Genomic DNA, 25273 nt, shown 5'->3' with positions numbered 1-25273 from the left:
CAATGAAGTAAAAGCTAAGAAATGAATAAAGCAAAAGTAGGTAGCAAATAACCAAAAATTAAACCATAGTGCAGTAGCGCTCCTTTAGAATTAATTAATTTTGAGGCTTACACTAAAAATATTATATGGACGACATTTTATTCATCACAATTGCTGGTATTTTAATTGTTTCTCGCCTTATACAAAACTTCATGGCAAGCGAACGAGCTTCAGACAATCTTCGTGAAACGTCAGAAAACAATGATTATGCTATTGATTTTGCAGAAACTTTAGACGTAATCGTCATTGTGAAGAGAAATGTAGACACAAATATGCTGAAGGAAGCGCTATCAAATCTGAGTCTTACACGCCTCAACAATTTTTCTATAAAATCATTTAGAGAGGTTGATACAGATACTTTTCTTTGTCTAACTCTCGTCAAATATGAGGACTTAGAAATGTATGGAGAGGACTATAGCGCGCTTGCTTCTCATGCTTTAGACTTAAACTTTAAAATTTTGCTAGACCATGAAAGCAAAACCTGTAAGATTTACTCTGATTTACACAGTGGTCTTACAGATAAAATGCTGAGAGAAGACTTTGCCAATAATTTGTGGAAAATAATAGCCAATGTTTAAGTTTTTTATCAATAAATGACATAGCCACTTGGGTATGGAATACACTTTTTGTGCTTATCTATTTTAAAAGAGAAATTGAAAACATTGAGTGAATGCTATTCTAGTGTAGTCGAAAAATAGATTAACTCAAATTCAATCAGGTAATTAGTACAATCCCAAGAATAAATTTGACTTGTAATTAGCGAAAATTTGCTAAATGTATTTATAGAAATATTTGGTATAACTTCGTTTGTCATGGAATAATATTGTGTTGGTAGATACTTTGAGATAAAATTCTTTGTTTTATCCTGTTTAGTACAATAAACGAAGATGCTATAAGGATAAGACAATATCTCAGAAAATCTTCTTCAAAAATTAGAATAAATAAAGATTAACGTCAAAAAAAGCGTTGAAAGAGATAGGTTTTGAAGTGAAAAAGGACACTTGAACAAAAATGCCACTCTCAAAAAAGTATAACGTTTAGCACGAAAAAATTTAGATTGTCGTGGAATTGTGAAATTTCTTCCCTAATTTTGCACCCGAAAAGAGTTAGTAAGTTTAAGATGTAATAAACCCCAGCCAAGCAAAGCGAAAAAAATCTCTTTCCTTATCTTGTAAAGGACTTGCATCCAACGAATAACCTCTCAAATCGAATTCCAAAATCACAAATCCAACTATAAAGAAATGGCATCAGTCAGACCAGATGAAGTGTCAGCCATCTTGAGAGAACAACTTTCAGGATCTAAGTCAGAGGCTGAACTCCAAGAAGTAGGTACCGTGCTACAAATCGGTGATGGTGTAGCTCGTATTTATGGACTATCGAAAGTACAAGCGGGTGAGTTGCTCGTATTTGAAAACGGCTTGAAAGCCCTAGCCCTTAACCTCGAAGAAGACAACGTAGGTGCGGTATTATTGGGTGAATCATCTGAAATCAAAGAAGGTGACACCGTAAAACGTACAGACGAAATCGCCTCTATCAAAGTAGGTGACGGTATCTTAGGTCGTGTCGTGAACACACTTGGCGAGCCAATTGACGGCAACGGTCCAATCGCAGGACAATTATACGATATGCCACTTGAGCGTAAAGCTCCAGGGGTAATTTATCGTCAACCAGTAACAGAACCTCTTCAATCAGGTATCAAAGCGATCGACGCTATGATTCCAGTAGGTCGTGGTCAACGTGAGTTAGTTATTGGTGACCGTCAGACAGGTAAAACAACTGTTTGTATTGACACAATTATCAACCAAAAAGAATTCTACGATGCAGGTCAACCAGTGTACTGTATCTATGTAGCTTGTGGTCAGAAAGCTTCAACTATCAAACAAGTTGAGCAAGCTCTTCGCAAAGCAGGTGCTATGGATTACACAGTAATCGTAGCAGCTGGTTCAGCAGACCCAGCTCCGATGCAGTTCTTTGCTCCATTTACAGGTGCTGCTATTGGTGAATTCTTCCGCGATACAGGTCGTCCAGCATTAGTAGTGTATGACGATTTGTCTAAGCAAGCGGTAGCTTACCGTGAAGTTTCATTGCTTCTTCGTCGTCCTCCAGGTCGTGAAGCTTACCCTGGTGACGTATTCTATTTACATAGCCGTTTGTTGGAGCGCGCTGCGAAAATCAACGCATCTGACGAAATCGCAAAAAATATGAACGACCTTCCTGAATCTTTAAAAGGAATCGTAAAAGGTGGTGGTTCATTAACGGCTCTTCCAATTATCGAAACTCAAGCGGGTGACGTTTCTGCTTATATCCCGACTAACGTAATCTCTATTACTGACGGTCAGATCTTCTTGGAAACTAACTTGTTTAACGCAGGTATCCGTCCAGCGATCAACGTAGGTATCTCTGTATCTCGTGTAGGTGGTAACGCTCAAATCAAATCAATGAAGAAAGTAGCTGGTACATTAAAATTGGACCAAGCTCAATTCCGTGAATTGGAAGCTTTCGCTAAATTTGGTTCTGATTTGGATGCCTCTACTAAATTGACTATCGAACGTGGTCGTCGTAACCTCGAAATGTTGAAGCAACCAAATGGTAGCCCTCAACGTGTAGAAGATCAAGTCGCAATGATTTATGTTTCTACAAACGGGTTAATTGATTCTGTTGCGGTATCAAAAGTACGTGAGTTCGAGAAGGATTTCGTTACAGTTATGCATGCTACTCAAAAATCTACTATGGATGCTTTGAAAGCAGGTAAATTTGACGATTCTTTGACTGATGTATTGAAGAAAGTGGCGAAAGAAGTGGCAGTTAAATACCAAGGATAATATTTGAATGTAGGAGAGGGTAGTACGCTACTCTCTCTATTATATAATCGTCCAATTGATGAATTGTGAATGAGAAATCATAACAAAACTTTTCACCAAATTGAGACTGATTACATAGCATAAAATCATTACTTGACTTGAGGTAACTTTAACGTAAACTTTCTGAGCTCTTACAATTAACAGATACACCAATCACAAATAACGATTTTATTTACATCAAATACATCATTTCTATCATTCACTGTTTCAAACATTAGCAAAAGATGCCTTCATTAAAAGAAGTCCGTAACCGAATAGTGTCAGTAAACTCTACTCAGCAGATTACTAAAGCCATGAAAATGGTTTCGGCGGCTAAACTTCGCCGTGCAACTGATGCTATTGTTCAAATGCGCCCTTATTCGCAGAAGTTAACCGAAATGATTGCAACTGTTTCGGCTAATGCAGAAGGTGCTCAATCGAACCCATATACTATCACTCGCGATATTCAAAAAGTGTTAGTAATCGTTGTTACTTCTGACCGTGGTCTTTGTGGAGCATTCAACGCCAACGTTGGTAAGGCAACAGTAAACCTTATCGCTGAAAAATACGCTAGTCAAAATGCCGCAGGCAATGTTGAGGTTTTGGCTTTGGGTAAAAAGGGTGCTGAATACTTGACTCGTCGTGGTTATAAAGTAAACGAAAAATTTGTTCATATCTTCTCAAAATTATCTTTCGCCTCAGTACGTCAGGCAGCAGAATATGCGATGGACGGATTCGTTGCCGAAAAATTTGATGTTGTAGAAGTTATTTTCAATGAGTTCAAAAACGTGGCAACTCAAATTTTGAGAGCAGAACAGATGTTGCCATTAGTTGATAAACAAGATAGTAACGTGAAAGCTTCAACAGTTGATTATATCTTCGAACCTTCGGAAGAAGAAATTATCAGTGAGTTGCTTCCTAAAGCGTTGAAATTGCAAGTGTATAAAGCTGTTTTAGAATCAAATGCTTCTGAACATGGTGCTCGTATGACTGCAATGGATAAAGCTACAGAAAACGCAGGTGAATTGTTGAAAGAGTTGAAACTTGTTTACAACCGTTCTCGTCAAGCTGCGATTACGAAGGAAATCCTCGAAATCGTTGGTGGTGCCGAAGCGTTAGCCTCAGCTTAGTCTTGTTAAAAGATTATAAAAAAAGACCTTTCTTTCGGAAGGTCTTTTTTTATGTTTAGACTTTAACATCTACAGAATTTTAAACTCGTCATTTCCTATTTTCTAGAATCTTTGAACACAATTACGACTCGCCCAATCAATCCTACCGAGATAATCCCACCAATAAGTAGAATAAAAAAGGTTTTTTCATTGAATCCATTGGTCGAATCAAGCAGTGCTATAGCACCCCAAGTGATTAATGCGACGGTGGAGATAATAGCTATAACCAGCAATATATAGGCAATATTTTTCATGAATTTTTCGATTTTTTCTAGTTCAAAACTATAAGAAGGATATTGCTTAAACAAGAAAATAATAGAATTGTTATTTTGCTTACCTATTTGCTGGTCAATTCGTCGTAAGCTGCTGTCAAACTTCTTTGGATTCCATCGCCTTTCCATTCTGGTGCATTCGGAATAGCAGTTGTTTTAAGAATTTCTTCTTTACTTTTTCCAGCCTTTATTTCTTGCGAAACATAGCCTAAAAGCTGTTCTAAGTAGTTTTTGAAAGCTTTGATATCTTCGTGAGTACCTGTAATTTTCTCAGGATCAAAAGCATGTCCAAATACAAAAATAGTATCCTTGTCAAAAGTAGCATTGATTTTGTCCAGCACATTGATCCAAGAATTCATACTAGCGCCAGCGTTGCGGTCTACCACAGGAAAGCGACGGTTGAATACCAAATCCCCACAGTGTGCTACATTGGCGCGTTCAAAGTGAATGATGGAATCGCCATTAGTATGACCTGCACCAAAATAATGCATTTTGATAGTCTCTTTTCCTAATTTCTCTTTGTGGGTATCCTGATAAGTTATATCTGGGAAAAGCTGTTTCTCTACCGTGTTTTGTTTTTCTGCAACAGCTTTTTGATTTTTCAAGGAGTTTTCGTGAGCAATAACATGTTCTACAATACCTTTAAAAGAAATATTTCCACCAGAATGATCACCATGGTGATGGGTATTGAAAAGCAATTTTATAGGATTTTCTGACATCCCTTTCAAAGCTTCAATCAAATGGTTAGATTGTTCAGGAAATTGAGAATCTACCACAGCAATTCCCTTACTAGTTGAGGCGAAGGCAATAGTACCGCCTCTTTCGGTAAATACTCCCACGCCATTGCGCAACTCCTTGATTTTGTAAGGAGTATCAAATGGAAATTTATAGGAACTCACACCGAGACTTGCCATCAAGAAAGCAGAATGTTGGAGAAAGAGTCTTCTTTGCATAGAATAATGATTGTTAGAGTTGTGTTGAATTTAGAGAAAGAAATGATTTATTAAAAAACTAACATTTATCAGATTGGGATTGTTTGATATGAAGGCACAAAAGAAAATAATCAACGTAATCAGAGATTTAAGTATGAGTGATGAATTGTGAGTGTAATTTTATGATTACTAATATTTTATCTGATTAATTTGATCAATTAGAGATGTAAGATATTGATAATTAAAATTTTACATTCACAATTCAAAACTCATAATTCAGCACTAATTATGAATACATTGCTCTCGAGTTATTCCTTTGTGCCTTTACTTTGGAAATGGGTTACCGAGGAAAGACATAGCAAAATTTAGTATATTTTTATGGTAGTAAAATGCTATATTTAAGTTTTCATCCAAACTTTTCGACCAACGAAGCAATTAGGATTCTGAACGAATATGCAGCATCTCAAAACAAAACAATATGGTCCTGTCAAAGCTTTTGAACTGGGGTATCATTGGCCTGGTTTGCCAACTTTTACGGTACATGTTTACTACATCGACGGACTTTTGATAGATACAGGACAGTATAATTGTCGTCAGACAGTTTTATCATTGTTTAAACAGATGCCTCTTCAACAAATTGCACTTACGCATTGGCACGAAGATCATATTGGAAACGTTTCTACACTCTATAATCACTTTCATCCAGTTGTTTTTGCGCATCCTTTAACAGCCGAAAAAGTACGACAAGGTTTTGATGTAATGTTGTACGAAAAGTATTTCTTCGGGAAAATTCGCCCGCAAGATATACCCATGCAAACGCTCCCAGAAGTGATACAAACCTCCAAATATTCGTTCGTTCCTATCTATACGCCAGGGCATAGCGATGACCATCATGTTTACCTTGAACCGAAAGAAGGATGGCTCTTTTCAGGAGATTTATTTGTAAGTCAGCGCATAAAAGTTTTTCGAAAAGGAGAGAATATCTGGCAACAAATAGATTCGCTCAAACGAGTCTTAGACGAAGATTTTGATAAAGTATTTTGTGCACATAATCCACAAGTAGAGTTTGGTAGAAAGTCCCTTGAACGTAAACTTGACTATTTTGAATCGTTCACCGAACAGGTGTGCTTTTGGTATAACCAGGGCTATAAAACCGCTGAGATTATTCAGAAAATGGCGCTGAAAGATAAGAAAATGATTAATCTTATGACGGGTTATGACGTCAGTGTCCATTGGATGGTAGGTTCTGTAATCAAACATTTGCCAGTACAATTATAAATGCCGATAGGGGAAGGAATAGAGTTATTGGTCGAATTTTTACATCTTCTTGTCGCTATAATATGCCATTAGGTAAAACAAAGTTGTACTTTTGACTGTTCAAAATGATTGAATAGTCTTCAAACAATTCTCCAATTTTAACATTATCATGAAAAAGATTTTATTAGCATTAGTAGCCGTGGCTTCTATCATGACAGCACAGGCTCAAGGTATCAAAACTCCTGCACCTAGTCCAACACAAACTATTAAGCAGGATTTTGCACTTTCTTCTATCGAAGTAAACTACTCAAGACCCAACATGAAGGGCAGAACTGTATTTGGTGACTTGGCTCCTTATGGCAAATTATGGAGAACAGGTGCTAATGCGGCAACTAAAGTAACTTTTGGTGAAGACGTAACCGTAGGTGGTGTAGCTGTAAAAGCAGGTACTTATGTGCTTTATACTGTTCCAAACAAAGATGAATGGGAAGTGATTTTCAACAAAGGATTAGGTAACTGGGGTATCGATGGTTACAAAAAAGAGGAAGATGTTGCTCGTTTCAAAGTGAAACCTGTAGCATTGACATCATCAGTTGAGACTTTCACGATTCAATTGGGTAATGTAACTCCTGCAACGGCTGATATTCAAGTTTCTTGGGAAAAAACACAAATCAATATTCCTGTAGTAGCAGACATCGATGCTAAGATTTCGAAGTCAATTGAGACAGCTATGAACGTAGATAACCGTCCTTATTTCCAAGCGGCTAGCTACTATTTCGAAACAGGAAAAGATTTGAAACAAGCTTTAGCTTGGACAAACAAAGCTATCGAAAACAGTCCGAAAGCTTTTTGGATGGTACATTTAAAAGCAAAAATCTTAGCTAAAATGGGTGACAAAACTGCTGCAGTAACAGCAGCAAATCAGTCTATTGTATTAGCTAAAGAGGCTAAAAACGATGATTACGTAGCATTGAATGAGAAATTGATTGCTACTTTGAAATAATTTTATGCCTTATGCTTTAAGCGATATGCCATAAGCGAAGAGTTAAAGAATATTTTAAATGAAATAATACATACTCTTTGGCTCAATGTCTAGGTGTTAAAGCATTTAATTTTAAAAGGCGGTCGAAAATTGTTTTTCGACCGCTTTTTTGATGCTACTATGCTAGATTTTACTCAACCTAAGACGCAAAGCATTGCGTCTCTACTGGTGGCATGTAGATTTAATCACTCAATCACTCAATATCACTTCACTCATTGGTATTTCTTCCTAATAAAATCTACCTTAACTATTTTACAGTAAATAAAAAAACAGTACCTTTGCAAAAAAATAAAAACACCCTTAGGGTAAAGTCATGAAGTTCCTATATTTTTCTCCTAATTTCTTCTCCTAGTAAAGGCATTTCATTGAACCTTTACATCATTTTAGAATCTATCAATCGGATAGAGGCTCTATGGACATAGTTCATAAGAGGGTATTCATTGCTTTTGATTCATTACAAATTATTTTAGGGAACTTAGTCATTGTAAATTTCAATTTTTTTGTTTTAGCAATTGTTATGTATTCAGAAGCTATTCTGGATGTCATTGCCCAATTCGTTCATTCCGTAGCATGAAATGAATACGATGCCCAAAGACTTAGTTTCCCGCCACGTAAATAACAATTAAACTTATGAGCACAGAACAGAAGGTTGAAATAAACCTAGAGGAAATAAATATCAAAAAACGTCGCCTAGAGGTTATCAAACAAGAGCTGAAATCCGAATTTATCGGCATTGACTATATTATCGACGAATTAATCAATTATATCCAAATCTGGTATTTGATGCCAGATGTATTGGTTCGTCCTATTGTTGTAAACCTTTGGGGTATGACAGGCGTAGGAAAAACCGATTTGATACGTCGATTGGTTTCAAAACTAGAATATCAAGATAGATTTGTAGAAGTTGAGTTATCACATGGCGAAAATTATTGGTACACTTCGGTAGCTTCTATTTTTGAGAGCAACTGTATCAATGATGGCAAGCCAGCTATTGTATTATTCGATGAAATACAACGCTTTTATACCATCGACCCCGAAGGAAAAGTGGTTACAAATACCCGTTCTCAGGATTTTTGGGAGTTGTTATCCGATGGACGACTTTCCAAAAAAGACAACAAAGAGTCGATAGATGAATATATGCAGCGCTATATGCATTCTTCTACACAGCGTCAGAAGCGTAAAAATAAACCTGTGGACGATGATATATCTGATGAAGATGATGATTTGGTAGGGTTATGGGAAGCGTATAATTTGAAGAAAACTTTTGTCCTTAACGAGTCTGTACATGAAATTGCAGAGATGAAAGAGGATGATATGTTGAAAATTATGCAACAAAAACGAGATAAAAAGACCGTTTTTGAACCGATTAATCATGCTAAAACTTTAATTATTATCAGTGGTAACCTCGATGAGGCATATTCAATGGCTGATGAAGCAGGTGAAACAGATGTAGATGCTGATATTTTTAGAGCTTTTACTGAAAAAATCACGATTATTGATATTAAAAAGGCGCTTTCTAGAAAGTTTAAACCAGAACAAGTCGCACGTTTTGGAAATATTCACCTGATTTATCGGTCACTCAAAAAGCAAGATTTTAATGCGCTCATTGATTTAGAAATTCGTAAGATTGAGAAACGTAACATTGAGCATTTTGCTTTGAAGACGACAATAACGGATGCCGTTAAACAACTGGTTTATCAAAACGGAGTATTCCCTGTTCAAGGTGTTAGACCTGTTTTTTCGAGTATTGTAGATGTTGTTGAAGCCAACTTATCCAGTGTTATTTTTGAAGCATTAGTGGAAAGTGCAGAGGAAATTACTTTGGATTATAATTTTGTTGAAAAAGAACTCATTGCTACTTGGGGCGAAACCTCCGAAAAGCGTATTCCTTACATAGGAAAAGTAGATTTGATTCGTCAAAACAATTTGCCAGATATGATTGCTAATATCTCTGTGCACGAATCTGGTCATGCAGTGGCATATTCTTTACTGTTAGGAGTTGCCCCATTACAGCTTAAGTCAAGGGTGGCGTCATCGTATGCGGGAGGATTTTCATTCCCTCATCAGATACACATGTCAGAGCAAAATGTTTTAAAGAAAATCAAAATTTATTTAGCAGGAGGATTAGCTGAATCATTAATTTTTGGCGAAGAAAACGTCACAATTGCACAAAGTTTTGACCGAGAAGATGCCGCAGGTTTAGTGATGGAATATATTCGCAAGTTTGGCTTCGACCGTAATTTTGCTTCTTATTACATGAGTTCAGCAGAATACAGCATGGATATGACAGTAACTGACTGGTCGATTGAGAAAATGATGAAAAATTTAGAGCAAGAAACGCAGGAGCTTTTGGTACAAAACAAAGATTATTTGGTTGCCTTGTCGAAAGTATTATTTCAAAAGGGTAGTTTACAGCCCCAAGAAGTCGTAGAAATTGCACAAAAATATGGTCATACACTGAGTATCCATAATGAGAACCACCTAATTATTGCGCCATATCAGGATACATTAAATCAACATTCATAACAGAACTTAGTATGCCGATGCTTTAAAGTTTGACATGCTAACTCTAGCAAGAAAGCTGTATCTTTGTCATTCGGCTTTATGTTATCAAATGAATGATTTAACCCGATATAAATCTCTAGTAAATATAAAATAATTTTGTCTGGCATAATTGGATTCCGTAAGCCTTATGCCATTTATTTGCACACACACTTAGAGCGGATATAGCTTTGAAACACATTGATTCAGCGATATAAATCTTATCCTCTCGGTAAGTGAATTCGATAAATAAGCTTTATGCATAGTACTTATAAAGAAAAAGAAACGGCAGTTTTGGTTGCCGTTCAAACACAGAAACAAAATGCTGCTCAGACCAAAGAATATCTCGATGAGCTAGCATTTTTGGCAGATACTTCGGGTATCGAAACGCTGTACACTTTTACTCAAAAACTCGAACGCCCCGACAACCGCACGTATGTAGGAAAGGGACGAATGCAAGATATTTTGATGTATGTAATCGACAATGATGTGGATATGATCATCTTCGATGATGAGCTTTCTCCTATTCAGATTCGTAACATCGAAGCCGAATTTGCGCATTTTCAAAAAGAGGTAAAAGTATTAGACCGTAGTTTGCTGATCCTCAATATTTTTGCGATGCGTGCGCAAACTGTACAAGCACGTACGCAAGTAGAATTGGCGCAACAGCAATATATTCTTCCTCGTTTGACACGTATGTGGACTCACTTGTCTAAGCAACGTGGGGGTGTGGGTATGCGTGGTCCAGGTGAAAAAGAGTTGGAAACTGACCGTCGTACGGCCAACGACCGTATCTCATTTTTGAAGGAAAAATTACGTCAAATCGATAAACAAGCACTAACTCAGCGTAAAAATCGTGATAGAATGGTGCGTGTATCTTTGGTTGGCTATACCAACGTTGGTAAATCAACTTTGATGCGCCGTTTAGCAAAAGCAGATGTATTTGCCGAAAATAAATTGTTTGCAACAGTAGACTCTACCGTTCGAAAAGTTACGATTGATTCTATCCCATTTTTGTTGTCAGATACCGTAGGATTTATCCGAAAATTGCCAACCATGTTGATTGAATCATTTAAATCGACACTTGATGAGGTTCGTGAAGCAGATATTTTGCTGCACGTTGTGGATATTTCACACCCTAATTACGAAGAGCAAATTGGTATTGTAAATGATACTTTGACTGAAATTGGTGCAGCGGATAAACCAACGATTTTGATATTCAACAAAATCGATAAGTTTGAGGTAGAACCCGAAACAACTGAAAAAGAGCAGGACGATTGGGAAGTTGTTCATGGTGAGAATCCTTGGGAAGAAGAGCCAAAAGATCAAGCTTCAAGAATTCAGAAAGTTACAGAGTTTTTGAAAAAATCATATTTGCACACTCCTCAACCTATGGCGGTATTTATCTCAGCAGAGCAGAAGGAAAATCTAGACGAATTAAGAGATACTGTGCTTAATTTGGTGAAAAATAAACATATCCAGATTTTCCCTAACTGGCTCACTACTGGTGAATCATACACTGAAAATAGCGAAAGCTGGGCAGAATAAAGTTTTTGTTTCGATTTGAGAAACTTTTAATTACTTACTTTTTTAAGTAATTTTGCTTTGTGTGGTCTCCTATGGTAGACCACTTGGCACTGTAGTTCAATGGATAGAATAGGCGTTTCCTAAACGTTTGATGCGGGTTCGATTCCCGCCGGAGCCACCACATTTTCTAATACTTCTTCTTGTCTATCCCTTTTCTTCATGCTTGCTTTGATTTGTGCCACTAGATTACGGTAGGTAAAAAGTAAAAGAATATTCCTTTTTCGGCACGATTGAGCTTATATTTCCCAGAGGTATAAACCGAAAGCGTATATTTTTCTATCCCCAAAATCCTTTCTAAATCTTCAAATTTTAGCTTCTGCTGTGCCATTTTATCCAAAATCCACTGAGCATCTACTACGTCAGTATTTGTTGGAATAAAAAGTTTGACGCCAATACGTAATCTTCTACCATATAAAAATGGACTAAATACTTCCTCCGTTACTTTCACCAACACTTCTTTAATATTGGGTTCATTGTCATCTTTTTGAAGCTGACTTGTCTGAATAATTATCTCATGGCTTGTGACTTTCATGATTTTAAATAACACATGATACTTTTTCATTTGTGTTATTGCTCTTTGCTCGAGAGCTGCTTTGAGGGTCGGGCTTAGATGTTCAAAGCGATGTAAATTGTCGAATTTAGGTGTCATAATAGTACATAATAGTAGGAGATTATTGAATTAGAGAGAATAATACATTATTGAAAAAAATGTAAAACTAAAATAAATTGAGTTGAAAAACTTAAATTGAAAAAGGGTAGAATTGTAAATTTGTTGATTTTTATGTAAATATTTTTTGATAAAACTTGAAAATTGTAGCTTACAGAGGAGAAAAATATTTTTTTGCTGTGTTTTGATAAACCAATATAAATATTGATATGATAAAGTTACACAAAAAAATAAAAAAAAGGAATTATACTCAATTTTTTACTTGAGTCAAATGTTATTCCTAACTCTGCTATTTTAAAGTTTAGAGGAAAATGAAAATTTAATATTCTGGTAGTCAATTTATTAAACATTTTTTTCAGAAAAACTCCAACCTCGTTCCAACCTTCCGTTGATTTTGCGCACTCTTTAAAGCAAAACAAATCAACACAACATTATGAAAAAATACCTTTTTAGTATCATCGCTGCGGCTACTTTGATGTCTTGTTCAGACAATGATAGCTTCCCTACACGCTTTGTTTTATCTGATAAATTTACCACAAGTAATCAAGGTTGGATCGGCGATTTTGCAGATTATCCCAAAACGGATTCTGTATTTTATGAATTAAGTTATAGCCATGCTAAACTACCTGCACCTTTAGACACCGCGAAAAAAGCTTTACGAATTTCAGGAAATAATCACAGTGATGATTTATTTATGTTCTTGAAAAAGAAAGTAACTGGTCTGAAACCCAATCAAACCTATAGTGCAAAATTTGAAGTTGAGTTTGCAAGTACTGTACCCAACGGCATGATGGGAGTGGGTGGTTCTCCAGGAGAGAGCGTGTATTTCGGAGCAGGATTTAGTGCAATCGAGCCGAAAAAAGAGGTTGATAATGGCTATTACAGAATCAAAAATGTAGGAAAAATTTCTCAGGCTGCCGATGGTAAAGACATGAAAGTAATGGGAAATGTAGCTAATGGGACCGATAAAAATCAATACACTTTGGTGAAGCGCACAGGTACTTTTACTGGCAAAACTGATGCAAATGGACAATTATGGCTTATCATTGGTACAGATTCAGGCTTCGAGGCGACTACGACTCTGTACTACACAGGGGTAAATGTAGAATTTATTGAACTAACAAATCAATAGTTTTAGATGATTTTCACTGAGCGATTGTCGTATCTTCTTCAATCGCTCAGTAAATTTTACTAGTTGACCAAATGCTCCCAAATGACTTGGTAAACCTCTGTAGCATCGATTTCCTTTTTGTCGAGTGCTTTGTCTGTAACTAGTATAGGATAATATTCTTTACCAATGTTAATACCACCGTGCGAGCCTTTTACCAGTGTGGCATCCAATGGGATAACATCCATTAAATATCTGAATCCTAGAAGTTTACGGGCAAGTTTGTAAGCAGCGCGTAACTTAATCAAAGGGTTTTTAGGATTCATGAACATCTCTACTGGGTCATAGCCTGGTTTGCGGTGAATATCTACCAAACGAGCATAGTCTGGCGCCACAGCATCGTCAAACCAATAGTAATAGGTAAACCAGCTATCTGCATCAGCCATTAAGACAAAATCGCCTGAACGTTCATGGTCAAGATGATAATCTTTTTTGGTATTTTCGTCCAATACTAAAGCTACACCAGCAATATTATTTAAGATTGTTCTTACCTTTTCTAGCTGAGTTTTGTCGTTAACATATACATGTGCTATTTGGTGGTCAGCGGTTGCAAATGCTTGCGAAGCGCCTGCATCCAATAGCTCTAATCCTTTTTCTACACGAACATTGATTAGGTTGTTTTCGCGTAAAATACGATTGACATGAATTGGATTGTTGACGGTATTGATACCATATTCAGAAAGCAAAATAATGTTACAATCCTTTTGGCGATAATGCGTCACTAAATCTTCAACCAATTTGTCTACTTCACCTAGTTCTTTATGAATTTTCGAAAAATCGACGCCATATTTTTGTAAACAATAATCCAAATGTGGAAGGTAGATTAACGTCAAAGTAGGGTCATGTTTTTTGTCTACCCAAACAGAGGCATCTGCTATCCACTTCGAAGATTTTAGATTGGCATTGGGCCCCCAAAAGTTAAAAAGTGGAAAAGTCCCAAGTGCTGCTTGTAGTTCATCTCTCAAACTCGAAGGGTGGGAATAGCAGTCGGGTGCCTTTACTCCATCGGCATGATATTGAGGTCGAGGTGTTACGGAATAATCAGCTGTTGAATACATATTGTACCACCAAAACATCTTTGAGCAAGTAAAGTTAGGATCTAATTTTTTGGCAGCATCCCAGATTTTTTCTGATAGTACTAGCTTATTAGATTGTTTCCAAAACTTCACTTCTGAGTCAGTTCTATCATACCAGCCGTTCCCTACAATGCCATGATTATCAGGGAATTTTCCAGTTACATACGTGCTTTGAGCCGTGGTAGTTACGGCAGGAAGTACAGGTTTGATATGAGTAAAATGATGTTCTTCAAAATACTTTTTTAAAAATGGCGTATGTTCACCAATTACGCTGGTACTTAGTCCAACTATATCAATTACGACAGTTTTTTTCATGTTTCTACAAAATTGGGAGCAATAAGTTTAGGGCTAGACTAAGGTTTTTACCCATGCTATTTCTCGAACGATAGAATCATTTAAAGGCGCTTGCACTTCTGCGGGCAATACTCCCCAAGTGTATGTTTCGATTTCGAGATGATTAGTGGCTGGTTTTTGTTTGTGCAAAGCCAATGTTTCAACAATATCGTTTCTGGTAGACGACAAAAGTCCATAATGTTCGATAAACAAAGGGACGTGGAAATGTACTCGCCATTCTTGATACGATACGGTTTGAGCAGCGGTTAAGGCATCGCCAAGGTCTGTGAACTTTTCAAAACTTCCATCCTCCTTTAAAGCAACAACTTGGTGCAAATAGGTTGGTTCGTTGTATTGTGCCAAAGCTGCGAGTTTTTCCGCTTTTTGCTCATCAAATACTACTCGAATCGCTGAACTAACCTGAAATTTGCCAATTTTAATACCTAATTGCTCTAGTTTTGCCAAAGCTTCTTCAGGCTTTTCGTAGTTTACCGCAAAATGACAAATATCATAACATAGCTGAACATGTGTATGAATGAGTTCTTCTATTTGCTTGTCTGTTAGGTTTTTATCTTTAAAGTGCTCTTTTGCTGATGGCAACAATATATGTTGATACCAGTCGATGAACTCAGCCGAGTTTTCAAGAATACCATCTGGTTCAGGTTCTATATCCAAGTGCAATACTTTGCCTGTTGCTTGCTGAATTTCAGCTAATTTCTCCACAACCTGTAAGATATGAGTCGTAGAAATAGCAATGGCTTTAGCTAGTTTTTCTGGCGTTTCCCACCAATAACGATAGGAGAGAGGAGAGGTCGAAATCCCACCTTCTTGTATATCGTTTGGCAAAATATCTGCTAAAATTTCAAACATTCGGATGGTATAATCACGACGATTGGTGGTAGTCCAGTCAGGTGCATGAACTTGGTCTTTTACTACAGCTTCATGAAAATCTCCATAAGGAAATCCATTCATCGTGAATACATAACAATTTTGCTCGGAAAGCCAATTTTTGAAAGCTTCAAGGTTTTCTTTTTGACTTAAATCAATACTCGCCTGATTTGCCAAACGCAAGCCAATTCCCATCGGACTGTTGGGACTCACTTGTTGTTTGATTACTGGAATACTATTTTGAAGTACCGAAAAATGATGTTGCCAATCTTCGCCTGTATGGATATTGCTACAATAAGTCAAATGACCATTGAGAGTTTTCATGCTAGTTTATTGTTAATTTCGTAAAAGCCTTAAAATACACAAACCTTCGATGCCAAATAATCTACGGCTTGTTTTACTAATTCAAAATCTATCTCGTGAACTTCTTCACCTTTGCCTAATGCTTTTAACAAAGTAATGGTTAATTGACCACCAAGATGTTCTCTAAATTCATTTAAGCCTTTCCAAAGATTGATTTTATCATTTTCTGCTAAGGCAGGGTGATATAGCTCAAAGCCTAAATTTTGTAAAAGCGTAATGATTCTTTGTAAATCATTTTCGGTTAAATCACCTTTAAGATGCGAATAAACAGAATCTAAGGCAATACCAATTGCAACAGCTTCGCCGTGACGAATACTAAAATTGGTAAGATATTCTAATTTATGCGCAGCCCAATGCCCAAAATCCAAAGGTCTTGCCGAACCACTTTCAAATGGGTCGCCACTAGAGATATGTTGGACGTGCAATTCGGCACAACGGAAAATATGCTGATACATGGCGTCTTCATCACGATTTGCCAAAGCAAACGCATGCTCTTCGAGCCATGTGAAAAACTTCAAGTCCTTGATTAAGGCTACTTTAACGGCTTCTGCAATGCCCGAACGCCAATCACGGTCGTTGAGGGTAGTCAAGAAATTACTATCATTGAAGACCGCTACTGGTGGAGCAAATGTGCCTAAGAAGTTCTTTTTTCCGATATAATTAATCCCGTTTTTTACGCCAACTCCCGAATCATTTTGAGATAAAACCGTAGTTGGGATACGGATATGCTTGACCCCACGGTGTGCCACTGCCGAAGCGTAGCCTGTCATGTCCAAAAATGCACCACCACCTATAGCAGCCACAAACGAATGGCGGTCTATGCCATAAGTATCAATTGCTTCAAGTGCTTGATCGAAATAACTTGGTTGATTTTTGACAATTTCCCCTCCTGGCAATACCAAAATATCTGAAGCTAGTTCGATGGCATCTTGTGTTGCAAAATAATTTCGAATGGCATCTTGCAAGTAAGGATGTGCCTCAGCAACGCCTTCGTCGATGAGAAAAAGTATTTTCTTTTTGAAGGTTGGACTGCCGTAATTACGGAGAAAATCTATCAATAATGAGTTTTCAGGCGCAAATAAGTTTTTAGTAAATTGGATATTATAAGAAAATTGTACCTGAAAAGATTGCTGAATAACTGACATTGAATTAAGATTTTAAGTCATTTAGTGCCTAAGAATACTTTCGAGCACTAAGTCATACAATTAACATGTGGTGATTTTTAGTAATGAACCGTGAATGATGAATTTCAAACAATTTCAGATGTGGGATTTCAGATTTCGGAAATAAAGTAAAATACCTTCATTTATCACAAAAAATAGAAGCTTATACTTCCGAAATCTAAAATCCGATATCCGAAAAAAAACGTTAATACCAACTCACCATTCACAATTCATACTCACGTTACGGCAAACATTTTTGCCAAACGCATTGATAGTGGTAAAAGCAATACAACGATTAAGGTCTGAACAATATTTCCTGATAAACTCACCCAAGCGGCATCCATTATGATTAATGATAACACGCCTGCTTTTACGGCTTTTCCGATATTGGGACCTATAGGATGTTGAATAGCTTTGAATAAGGGTTTTCCTATCAAGTAAAGATGGCTTGCTACCAAAATGGCTGTTAACCAAAGTGTTCCTCTTGTAAAAGATACATACAACTGAGCCGAACTTACCAGCAGGTATAAAAGTGCGGCAAAGTATAGGATATTTTTACTTCCTCCGTGCACCTCGCCACGACTTACCATTGTAATAGCGGCAATATAAATAACAGGAATAATAGCTAAATATTGGAAATCTTGCCATTGTTCTGGCATTACACTCATACCAAGTAACAGGTTAAAACCTCTGCATAGGCCCATGTTGATGGGACCTAAAAATGAATGATGTTTTCCCCATTTGTCATAAACTAAAGCTGCAATAGCGGTTATAATAGCAAAAACTGCACTTAAAGGGCTTTGTAAATAGGCACTAATCACACCGATTAGTAACAAAATACTGCCTAAAATGCTAGCTTCAGTAAGAGTCACTTTTTTGCTTGGAATCGCTCGTTCGGGACGTTCAATGGCATCAAGTTCGGCATCGAATACGTCGTTGAATACCACGCCACCGCCATACAAACCCAAAGTGGATATAGACAAGTATAGAACAGATTGTACATGAAAATAGTTTGTGTCAAACACAAAGTGTACAATACTCATACCTGCCAAAATGTCTGCGACCGCCGTTATCATATTCGCCGGTCGCATGAGTTGTAAATAATATTTAAGTTTCAATTTGTCTATTAAAGAAGTTAAAAATAGAGAATTGGTTTATGCGCTTTAGGCTGTAAGCCGTAGGCTACAGGCAAAAAGCTTTGGTTATTTCATGAGAAATACTTTTCAAATTTAGCATAATGCTCAGCACCTTAGTAAGTAAGCAAAATAAAATTCAATTTTTGAGCTTTCGGCTTTCAGCTATGGGCATTCGGCAAAAACCTATCTAGCGTTACTAAAAAACAATTTAACACTCTTTGCCTTGTGCCTGTTGCCTTATGCCTAAAATACAATTCATCACTCCTACCTATCTAATCACTATCGCATTTTTATCGATACGAGGTTGCTGTCCTCCTCTCAAAATGGTATTTCCATTGAAAGTTTTACTTTGGTCAATAACCGTATTGTTCTCAAAATCCTCCACATTGATTTGACCACTTTGAGCAAAAGCGTCGATGGCGTTTTGATAAGTGACCATTTTGATGTCATGATCCGAAATTCCTTTCATTTTCATCAAAGCAGCAGTTTTGGCAACGGCAAGTGGGTCGCTAATACCCCAATCGGCAGCAGAATTAATCATGATTCTTTCTGAGCCATACTGTTTTACAATTTCTACCATTCTTTCGTTACCCATTTTGGTAAATGGATAAATCGTAAATGCTGCATAAAAACCTTGATCGAGCACACTTTTTACGGTTTCCTCATTATTGTGGTCAATGATTACCATATTGGGTGCAATACCATGTTCGAGCGCAATAGCCATACTACGTTCGGTACCTTTGCGTTTATCGCGGTGTGGCGTGTGAACTTGTACGGGTAAATTAGCTTCTTTGGCTAAATCTAATTGCCAACGATAATACTTTTCTTCTGCGGGAGTTTGGTCATCAAAACCAATTTCTCCAACACCAACCACGCCTTCTTTGTAAAGATATAGTGGCAAAATCTCCATGACTTGTTCTGCCAAGGGTTCGTTGTTGGCTTCACGAGAATTAAGCCCAATCGTGCAGTAATGTTTGATACCAAACTGCGACGAACGGAATCTTTCCCAACCCACAAGGCTACTAAAGTAATCTTTGAATGTTGCCAAACCTGTGCGAGGTTGCCCCAACCAAAAAGCAGGTTCGATAATCGCTACAACACCAGCGTCGGCTAAGGCTTGGTAGTCGTCGGTCGTACGTGAAGTCATGTGGATATGAGGGTCAAAAAACTTCATATCCTTAATATAATCCATGAAATTGGCCTGCACGTGTTGTGCAGTTACTTTCTCCTCTGCCGAGCCTTCAAAGTGCGAAGGGTTTTGTTGTATTTCTGAATGTTTATTACACATAATCGAATGAGTGAATTAGTCGACTACAAAGGATTGTAAGCACCATCTATTTGGGATATCGGATGTTGGATTTCGGAAATATAATCCACTTTTTAAAGTTATATGTTGTAAAAAAGTGTGTTATACCTTATTTCCGAAATCAAAGATCCTCAATCTGCAATCGTATAAAATCCTTTATGCAGTATTACAGGTAAATTGAAAATGAGTGAGTTAGTGAGTTATTGGCGTTTCCTTCTTATCTTTTGAGTCACTACACATAACACAGTTGATGAACCTCCAATTGCTTCCAGCTCAATTGCCCTTTTTGCACGGAAGCTCTTAATTGAGGGTAATTTTCTAGCAAACTCTCAGCGCCAGGAAACGTTGTTTCGGAGCATACCAAAGCTGCTGCTGTTTGATTTTGGATGTCATTTGACTGAAAAAGTTTATCTAAATCAGCCAAAATTGTATCATTCATAAAATTGGTCACCAGACGCCATACCTGCGCAGGTACTTTGCGGTCGGCAGCCCAGCGCTCATGGGCAAAGTCTGAAAGAGTTTCAGCAAGTTTGCGGTTGGCACGTTTTTCCAATCCTACAATTAAATGAATAGGCTTATCATTGAAAATACATTTTAACACCAATTGATTCCATGCTAGTTCTGAAAAATGTAGAAAAGGGTAAGGATTACCAAACCCGATGGCATCAAAAACTACACCCATATTTGAGCGAACAGCCTCTGTGGCTCTAAAAAGCCATTTTTCTGGATAGGATAGCACTGGCAATGCTGAGTATAAAGCTACTAACTCGTTGATTTCGGCAGTATCAAAAAGTGTTTCAATATTTTTGACATATTCTTCACTCTGATCGCTTGGGATATGTAAGAGGAGATATACACGCACTAATCGTTCTAACGTCCACTCTTCAATTTGCCAATCGGGCACTGCCTCATGAAGTACTTTTTCGTCGATACGAATAGCTACTTTGCGAATAAACCTAGGTGCTGAAACAAAGGCTATTTGAATAGCTTTTACATCAGAATTAGACTTAGTTTTTACCCATTCTAATTCTTTTTCGTTTGCTGTGGCCTCAATAGCACTCAATAGTATATGTTGGATAGACGTCATCGTTTTGGGATAGTTTTATGACTTTGGACTTTGGGATTACTCAAAATGGATAAATTTCGGTTGACCAAAATCCTTTTCTTTCTTTTTGTAAAGATAAAAACATCTATTCAGCTTGGTGTCTTGTTTTTTAGGGAAAAACATCATTTATGACAATAATCAATGTTTACTCCATTTATTTAAACGTACGAGTAAATGATTTAAAACAAAATTAAATAGAAATAATTCAATTATTGTCTCTTTATGAGAAAATAAATACATTAGCCAGATAAAATGGTTAGCACAAACTTCCTCGGGTGTTCGTCATAAGTTTTTTTGCAAAAACAGGAAGCATCCCAGACTTTGAAAGTAGGGTAATTTCCTTAATTTCATCAAAAAAGCGGTCAGAAAAATAATTCCCGACCGCTTTTTTGATGAACTCTTAAGACTTGAACTAGAACCTTCAATTTTGTCCAGCTAAAAGCCTTAGGCATTAGGCAAAAAAACTTCTATTGATTTATGAGAAATATTCTTTGCCGACTGCCCAAAGCTGAAAGCTCAATGCTAGTCCTAATTTCTTAAAATGATTTTGGCAGTTTGGGACTTTTTATTGGTATCTATTTTGAGCAAATACATGCCCGAAGGAAGTCCCTGCAAGTCAAATACTTCCTCTGTATTGGCACGTAACATTCTGGTATTTTGGATAATACGACCGCTCAAATCAATTAATGTTGCCTGTGCATTTTCGGTCATTTTTACATAGACATACCTATTGGTAGGATTAGGATAAACCTGACTAATTTGGTCTTGCTCAGTGCCTGTGATAACTACTTTGGTAAGATTTTTTAGTACCCTCAATCCTCCTGTATTAGTGCCTACGATTACATCAGGGAGCAAATCGTTGTCTAAATCACCAATAGCAATCGTGGCGTTTCCTCCAATCAATAAATTTTCAGACTTATTGCTAAAACTATTGAATATCAGACTAGTATCTGCTACAAATTGATTGATATTCTGTTCCTGAAAACTTCTATAAATACTCATATTGCCGGTACGATTACCTACTAACAAATCTGTTTTTCCATCAAGATTGACATCGCCTGTTGTCAGAAATATATTTCCTGCAATGTAATCCGTCTGAAGCTTACCTAGGTTATCATTTTGTACCACATATTTGGGCGACTGATTACTTCCTGTATTTTGAATAAAGCGAATGTTTCCACGTGAGGTACCGTGCAAAATGTCGATTTTACCATCTTTATCAAAATCAAAAAAAGTAACAGATTCGCCAGCTAAAAAGTCTGTAAATGTGGGCAATAACACCGCGTTACTCAACTGAATATTAAAAGCTTGATTACGTGCAGCCTTGTTTGGAATATATCTGATTTCCATGCCTTTAGATGAGTTGGAGCTAAAGCCCAAATCATCGATACCGTCACCATTGATGTCAGCGACAAATGGGCGAATATCCAATAATTGCATAGATTTTACGATTCCTAAATAATCGGTATCTTTTACTTCGAAAGTATTATCGCCTTTATTTTCTAGTAAAACCAAACCTGCCTTTACTCCAGTTGATGTGATATTTCCGCTGTATCCGATAACCAAATCTTTGTCGCCATCACCGTCAATATCGACCAAAACAGGAGAGGTGTTTTCACCCAAATCAAGCATCGTATTTTGGAGAAAATTTTTCCCCTGATAACTCCAGATGGGCAAGTTATCTTTTCCAGTGTTTTTATAGAACCAGACGGATTGTTGAAAATCAATAGTTCTTTCGGCACTATCAAAGCCGTTGGGTGCTGCCACAAGGTCTTTGATGCCATCAAAATCTAAATCCTCAAAATATACCGCAGGAAATATAGGGAAATCGATGGCAGTGGTATTGGTTGGATATACATAACTAGCCGAAGTGAAAGAGGCACGTTGCTGCGTACCTTGATTGATGAGAGACGCTATGTTGTTACAGGTGATATGACCAAATAGTACATCTTTTTTATTGTCGCCATTTAGGTCGAGCAGGAGCAGGGCATTACCCGAATGGAGTACTTTCTGAGCACTGGGTTCAGTGGCTTTTTGTCCTGCTGGAGTATCGCCACAATCTATGCCAAACTGAAAGTCCTGACATAGTTGCTTGATAAAATCACCCCAGCAATAACCAATTTTTACAAATTCAAGACGGGTAGGATCATTATATTTTTCTACGGCATTATTTCTATGAAATTCAACAAAATCACCAGAAGGATCAAACAACAATACATCAATATCGCCATCATTATCAATATCTGTAATTGCAGGAATATCTGTGGCGGTTACGTTGAGGTTGATTTTTCCTGAAAAACCAATACTATATAAAGGACTTGCAATCAATTGCCATGAAACCTTATCGGCTGTGGTGGTATTGCGATATAATTTCAAACCTGCCGATGAATGTGTGAACAAATCTTTGCGACCATCTTTGTCATAATCTACCAACAACATCCAGTTTTGAAGCGTAGGAAATAACGTTTCGTATTGCGGAGCATATTGCCAATAATATTGTCCAGAGGTATTCTTAGTAGCCAAAAAAGTAAATACTTTTTGAGCAGTTCGATCATAAACCACTAAGTCCTCGGGACCATCGTTATTGAGCTGACAAGTTGAAAATTGTGGTGCATTCAAACCACCAGCAAAAGCATTGACAAGGTTTTGTCCATTCTGAAGGATTTTTACTTGGTCGTTATACTTAAAAGAGATTTCTTGGGCATAAATTTGAATAGAAGACCAAACTATATAGAGCGTAAGTAATTTTTTCATTCGATATTTGTTTGCTTATTTCGTAGTTGAATTATACGAAATTCGATGAGTATTTAACAGATAACTAGTTTGTGAGGTTTAATTGATTATTAATCAGTATATTATTTTTTTTAACGAAAAAAAGAAAAGACCACCTTGTCTCAAAGACCCAATTGAATATAGAGAGGGTTGCATGTTTTTTCAAAATAAAATAAAAAATAGCGTAGTCCTCACAACTACTTTTAGAGATTCTATAAACTTCAAACCCTTTCTTCGGCAAATTGTTGATAACAACTAAACGACAAAAATGATGATTTCGGTTAGCGAATTATACCAAAAATACAAAGAATGTACTGGCGTATCTACCGATACCCGTAAGATTGATCAAGGTGTTTTGTTTGTGGCATTGAAAGGACCCAACTTTGATGCCAACCAGTTTGCTACTCAAGCACTAGAAAAAGGTGCTGCTTACGTGGTAGTTGACGATCCAGCAGTTGTTCAGAATGAGCGCTATTTATTGGTGGAGGACGGTCTACTGGCTTTACAACAACTGGCAAATTACCACCGTAAACAATTGAATATTCCTTTTGTAGGACTCACAGGTTCAAATGGGAAAACTACCACTAAGGAATTGATAAACTGTGTTTTATCTAAGAAATATAAAACTTATGCAACGCTTGGTAACCTCAATAACCATATTGGCGTACCTCTGACTGTTTTAGCGATTGATGATTCTGTAGAACTCGCCATTATTGAAATGGGTGCTAATAAGCAAGGAGATATAAAAGAGCTAGTGGATATTTGTGAGCCTACGCATGGTTTTATTACCAATATCGGAAAAGCGCATTTAGAGGGTTTTGGTGGTGTTGAAGGCGTTAGAAAAGGAAAAGGTGAATTATTTGATTTTTTATCAGAAAATCATCGTACCGTTTTTGTCAATGTAGCATCGGTTCCAACCTACGAAATGACGCAAGGCAAAAACTTTGCAGAAGTAATTACTTACAGTGCTGAGCCAAGTACCGATTTCCCTATCGTAGTTACTTTGACCGAAGAAATTCCCAATGTAACTTTTGAAGACTTGGATGGTCATTCATACACGACTCACTTGACAGGAAAGTATAATTTCTATAATATGTGCGCTGCTATTAGAATCGGACAATATTTTGGCATAGAAACCCAAACGGCTTGTCAGGCAGTGGCAGATTATGTACCAAATAATAACCGTTCTCAGTTTGTTGAAAAAGGTACAAATCTTGTGCTCATGGATGCCTACAATGCAAATCCTTCTTCAATGAATGCGGCTATCACCAATTTTAATAATTTGAAGGCGGATAAAAAGATGGTGATTTTGGGCGATATGTTTGAGTTGGGAGAGGAGGCGGAAACAGAGCACCGCGCTATTGGAGAGCTATTGAAGAATTGTAATTTTGACTTTATTCTTTTGGCAGGAAAATTGATGGAATCCGCTGTGTCTCAGTTACCCATTATGAAAGTCCATTATTTCCCTGACAAGTTTGGTTTGCACGTATGGTTGCAAGACCATAAAGTCGAAAATACTCATGTACTTGTAAAAGGTTCAAGAGGAATGGGTCTAGAAAGTGTATTACAGTTTCTGTAAATTAATATGCTCTAGGCTGTAAGCCATAGGCGCTAGGC

At 37.1% G+C, this 25273-nt stretch carries 19 protein-coding genes and 1 tRNA gene; 10 read left to right on the top strand and 10 right to left on the bottom strand.

What is annotated here, in order from left to right:
• Positions 1–125 precede the first annotated feature (125 nt).
• The 3 genes from GVN22_RS00995 to atpG all read left to right on the top strand — a co-directional run bounded on the left by GVN22_RS00995 (position 126) and on the right by atpG (position 4009).
• The gene (locus tag GVN22_RS00995) at positions 126–617 is read left to right on the top strand and encodes a hypothetical protein (protein WP_166549199.1); all 492 of its coding nucleotides are present in this window, start codon (positions 126–128) and stop codon (positions 615–617) included.
• Between the two features lie 663 nt (positions 618–1280).
• Entirely contained in the window at positions 1281–2861 is a 1581-nt protein-coding gene (atpA, locus tag GVN22_RS00990) for a F0F1 ATP synthase subunit alpha (protein WP_166549198.1), read from the top strand.
• A gap of 263 nt (positions 2862–3124) precedes the next feature.
• The gene (atpG, locus tag GVN22_RS00985) at positions 3125–4009 is read left to right on the top strand and encodes an ATP synthase F1 subunit gamma (RefSeq protein WP_166549197.1); all 885 of its coding nucleotides are present in this window, start codon (positions 3125–3127) and stop codon (positions 4007–4009) included.
• Positions 4010–4104: 95 nt separating this feature from the next.
• On the opposite strand, the gene GVN22_RS00980 is transcribed toward atpG, so the two are convergent.
• Both GVN22_RS00980 and GVN22_RS00975 read right to left on the bottom strand, forming a co-directional pair.
• On the bottom strand, positions 4105–4302 hold the full coding sequence (locus GVN22_RS00980) for a hypothetical protein (RefSeq protein WP_166549196.1): 198 nt from the start codon (positions 4300–4302) through the stop codon (positions 4105–4107).
• Positions 4303–4385: 83 nt separating this feature from the next.
• Positions 4386–5273 (bottom strand): MBL fold metallo-hydrolase, encoded by an 888-nt coding sequence (locus GVN22_RS00975; protein WP_166549195.1) that lies wholly within the window; start codon positions 5271–5273, stop codon positions 4386–4388.
• Between the two features lie 432 nt (positions 5274–5705).
• Between GVN22_RS00975 and GVN22_RS00970 the strand changes: the two genes are divergently transcribed.
• The 5 genes from GVN22_RS00970 (at position 5706) to GVN22_RS00950 (ending at position 11800) form a co-directional block, all read left to right on the top strand.
• Positions 5706–6530 (top strand): MBL fold metallo-hydrolase, encoded by an 825-nt coding sequence (locus GVN22_RS00970; protein WP_166549194.1) that lies wholly within the window; start codon positions 5706–5708, stop codon positions 6528–6530.
• A 148-nt stretch (positions 6531–6678) separates the two neighbouring features.
• The gene (locus GVN22_RS00965) at positions 6679–7512 is read left to right on the top strand and encodes a DUF2911 domain-containing protein (protein WP_166549193.1); all 834 of its coding nucleotides are present in this window, start codon (positions 6679–6681) and stop codon (positions 7510–7512) included.
• 669 nt (positions 7513–8181) lie between these two features.
• A complete protein-coding gene (locus GVN22_RS00960; protein WP_166549192.1) occupies positions 8182–10077 on the top strand; it encodes an AAA family ATPase in 1896 nt (631 codons plus the stop codon).
• A gap of 273 nt (positions 10078–10350) precedes the next feature.
• The gene (gene hflX, locus GVN22_RS00955) at positions 10351–11640 is read left to right on the top strand and encodes a GTPase HflX (RefSeq protein ID WP_166549191.1); all 1290 of its coding nucleotides are present in this window, start codon (positions 10351–10353) and stop codon (positions 11638–11640) included.
• An 85-nt stretch (positions 11641–11725) separates the two neighbouring features.
• A tRNA-Arg gene (locus GVN22_RS00950) sits at positions 11726–11800 on the top strand.
• 60 nt (positions 11801–11860) lie between these two features.
• Here GVN22_RS00950 and GVN22_RS00945 read toward each other — a convergent pair.
• Positions 11861–12241 (bottom strand): hypothetical protein, encoded by a 381-nt coding sequence (locus GVN22_RS00945; protein ID WP_166549190.1) that lies wholly within the window; start codon positions 12239–12241, stop codon positions 11861–11863.
• A 538-nt stretch (positions 12242–12779) separates the two neighbouring features.
• Here GVN22_RS00945 and GVN22_RS00940 point away from each other — a divergent pair.
• Entirely contained in the window at positions 12780–13478 is a 699-nt protein-coding gene (locus GVN22_RS00940; RefSeq protein WP_166549189.1) for a hypothetical protein, read from the top strand.
• A 59-nt stretch (positions 13479–13537) separates the two neighbouring features.
• On the opposite strand, the gene GVN22_RS00935 is transcribed toward GVN22_RS00940, so the two are convergent.
• The 7 genes from GVN22_RS00935 to GVN22_RS00905 form a co-directional block, all read right to left on the bottom strand.
• Complete coding sequence (locus GVN22_RS00935; protein ID WP_166549188.1) at positions 13538–14905, bottom strand: alkaline phosphatase family protein; 1368 nt, start codon at positions 14903–14905, stop codon at positions 13538–13540.
• 33 nt (positions 14906–14938) lie between these two features.
• Positions 14939–16135: a metabolite traffic protein EboE gene (gene eboE, locus GVN22_RS00930; RefSeq protein WP_166549187.1), complete on the bottom strand. Its 1197-nt coding sequence runs from the start codon at positions 16133–16135 to the stop codon at positions 14939–14941.
• Positions 16136–16164: 29 nt separating this feature from the next.
• Positions 16165–17319, bottom strand: a complete 1155-nt coding sequence (locus tag GVN22_RS00925) for a 3-dehydroquinate synthase (protein ID WP_166549186.1) — start codon at positions 17317–17319, stop codon at positions 16165–16167.
• Positions 17320–17573: 254 nt separating this feature from the next.
• Positions 17574–18428, bottom strand: coding sequence for a UbiA-like protein EboC (gene eboC / locus GVN22_RS00920; RefSeq protein WP_166549185.1), 855 nt, complete (start codon positions 18426–18428; stop codon positions 17574–17576).
• Positions 18429–18741: 313 nt separating this feature from the next.
• Positions 18742–19761 (bottom strand): TatD family hydrolase, encoded by a 1020-nt coding sequence (locus tag GVN22_RS00915; protein ID WP_095162375.1) that lies wholly within the window; start codon positions 19759–19761, stop codon positions 18742–18744.
• Between the two features lie 250 nt (positions 19762–20011).
• Positions 20012–20866, bottom strand: a complete 855-nt coding sequence (locus GVN22_RS00910; protein ID WP_166549184.1) for an EboA domain-containing protein — start codon at positions 20864–20866, stop codon at positions 20012–20014.
• Positions 20867–21412: 546 nt separating this feature from the next.
• Entirely contained in the window at positions 21413–23638 is a 2226-nt protein-coding gene (locus tag GVN22_RS00905) for a T9SS type A sorting domain-containing protein (RefSeq protein WP_166549183.1), read from the bottom strand.
• 286 nt (positions 23639–23924) lie between these two features.
• Here GVN22_RS00905 and murF point away from each other — a divergent pair, with 286 nt between their 5' ends.
• Positions 23925–25235, top strand: coding sequence for a UDP-N-acetylmuramoyl-tripeptide--D-alanyl-D-alanine ligase (gene murF / locus GVN22_RS00900; protein WP_240915539.1), 1311 nt, complete (start codon positions 23925–23927; stop codon positions 25233–25235).
• Positions 25236–25273 lie beyond the last annotated feature (38 nt).

The sequence above is a fragment of the Cellulophaga sp. BC115SP genome, from assembly GCF_009905545.1.
GTDB classification, from domain to species: domain Bacteria; phylum Bacteroidota; class Bacteroidia; order Cytophagales; family Spirosomataceae; genus Flectobacillus; species Flectobacillus rivi.
Note: the sequence above shows the minus strand (reverse complement) of the source record. Positions and strands in the feature narration are given on the sequence as shown.

Coding starts and splice junctions, on each gene's coding strand:
- GVN22_RS00995 (WP_166549199.1), top strand. CDS start 126: ATGGACGACATTTTATTCATCACAATTGCTGGTATTTTAATTGTTTCT.
- atpA (WP_166549198.1), top strand. CDS start 1,281: ATGGCATCAGTCAGACCAGATGAAGTGTCAGCCATCTTGAGAGAACAA.
- atpG (WP_166549197.1), top strand. CDS start 3,125: ATGCCTTCATTAAAAGAAGTCCGTAACCGAATAGTGTCAGTAAACTCT.
- GVN22_RS00980 (WP_166549196.1), bottom strand. CDS start 4,302: ATGAAAAATATTGCCTATATATTGCTGGTTATAGCTATTATCTCCACC.
- GVN22_RS00975 (WP_166549195.1), bottom strand. CDS start 5,273: ATGCAAAGAAGACTCTTTCTCCAACATTCTGCTTTCTTGATGGCAAGT.
- GVN22_RS00970 (WP_166549194.1), top strand. CDS start 5,706: ATGCAGCATCTCAAAACAAAACAATATGGTCCTGTCAAAGCTTTTGAA.
- GVN22_RS00965 (WP_166549193.1), top strand. CDS start 6,679: ATGAAAAAGATTTTATTAGCATTAGTAGCCGTGGCTTCTATCATGACA.
- GVN22_RS00960 (WP_166549192.1), top strand. CDS start 8,182: ATGAGCACAGAACAGAAGGTTGAAATAAACCTAGAGGAAATAAATATC.
- hflX (WP_166549191.1), top strand. CDS start 10,351: ATGCATAGTACTTATAAAGAAAAAGAAACGGCAGTTTTGGTTGCCGTT.
- GVN22_RS00945 (WP_166549190.1), bottom strand. CDS start 12,241: ATGAAAAAGTATCATGTGTTATTTAAAATCATGAAAGTCACAAGCCAT.
- GVN22_RS00940 (WP_166549189.1), top strand. CDS start 12,780: ATGAAAAAATACCTTTTTAGTATCATCGCTGCGGCTACTTTGATGTCT.
- GVN22_RS00935 (WP_166549188.1), bottom strand. CDS start 14,905: ATGAAAAAAACTGTCGTAATTGATATAGTTGGACTAAGTACCAGCGTA.
- eboE (WP_166549187.1), bottom strand. CDS start 16,135: ATGAAAACTCTCAATGGTCATTTGACTTATTGTAGCAATATCCATACA.
- GVN22_RS00925 (WP_166549186.1), bottom strand. CDS start 17,319: ATGTCAGTTATTCAGCAATCTTTTCAGGTACAATTTTCTTATAATATC.
- eboC (WP_166549185.1), bottom strand. CDS start 18,428: ATGCGACCGGCGAATATGATAACGGCGGTCGCAGACATTTTGGCAGGT.
- GVN22_RS00915 (WP_095162375.1), bottom strand. CDS start 19,761: ATGTGTAATAAACATTCAGAAATACAACAAAACCCTTCGCACTTTGAA.
- GVN22_RS00910 (WP_166549184.1), bottom strand. CDS start 20,866: ATGACGTCTATCCAACATATACTATTGAGTGCTATTGAGGCCACAGCA.
- GVN22_RS00905 (WP_166549183.1), bottom strand. CDS start 23,638: ATGAAAAAATTACTTACGCTCTATATAGTTTGGTCTTCTATTCAAATT.
- murF (WP_240915539.1), top strand. CDS start 23,925: ATGATGATTTCGGTTAGCGAATTATACCAAAAATACAAAGAATGTACT.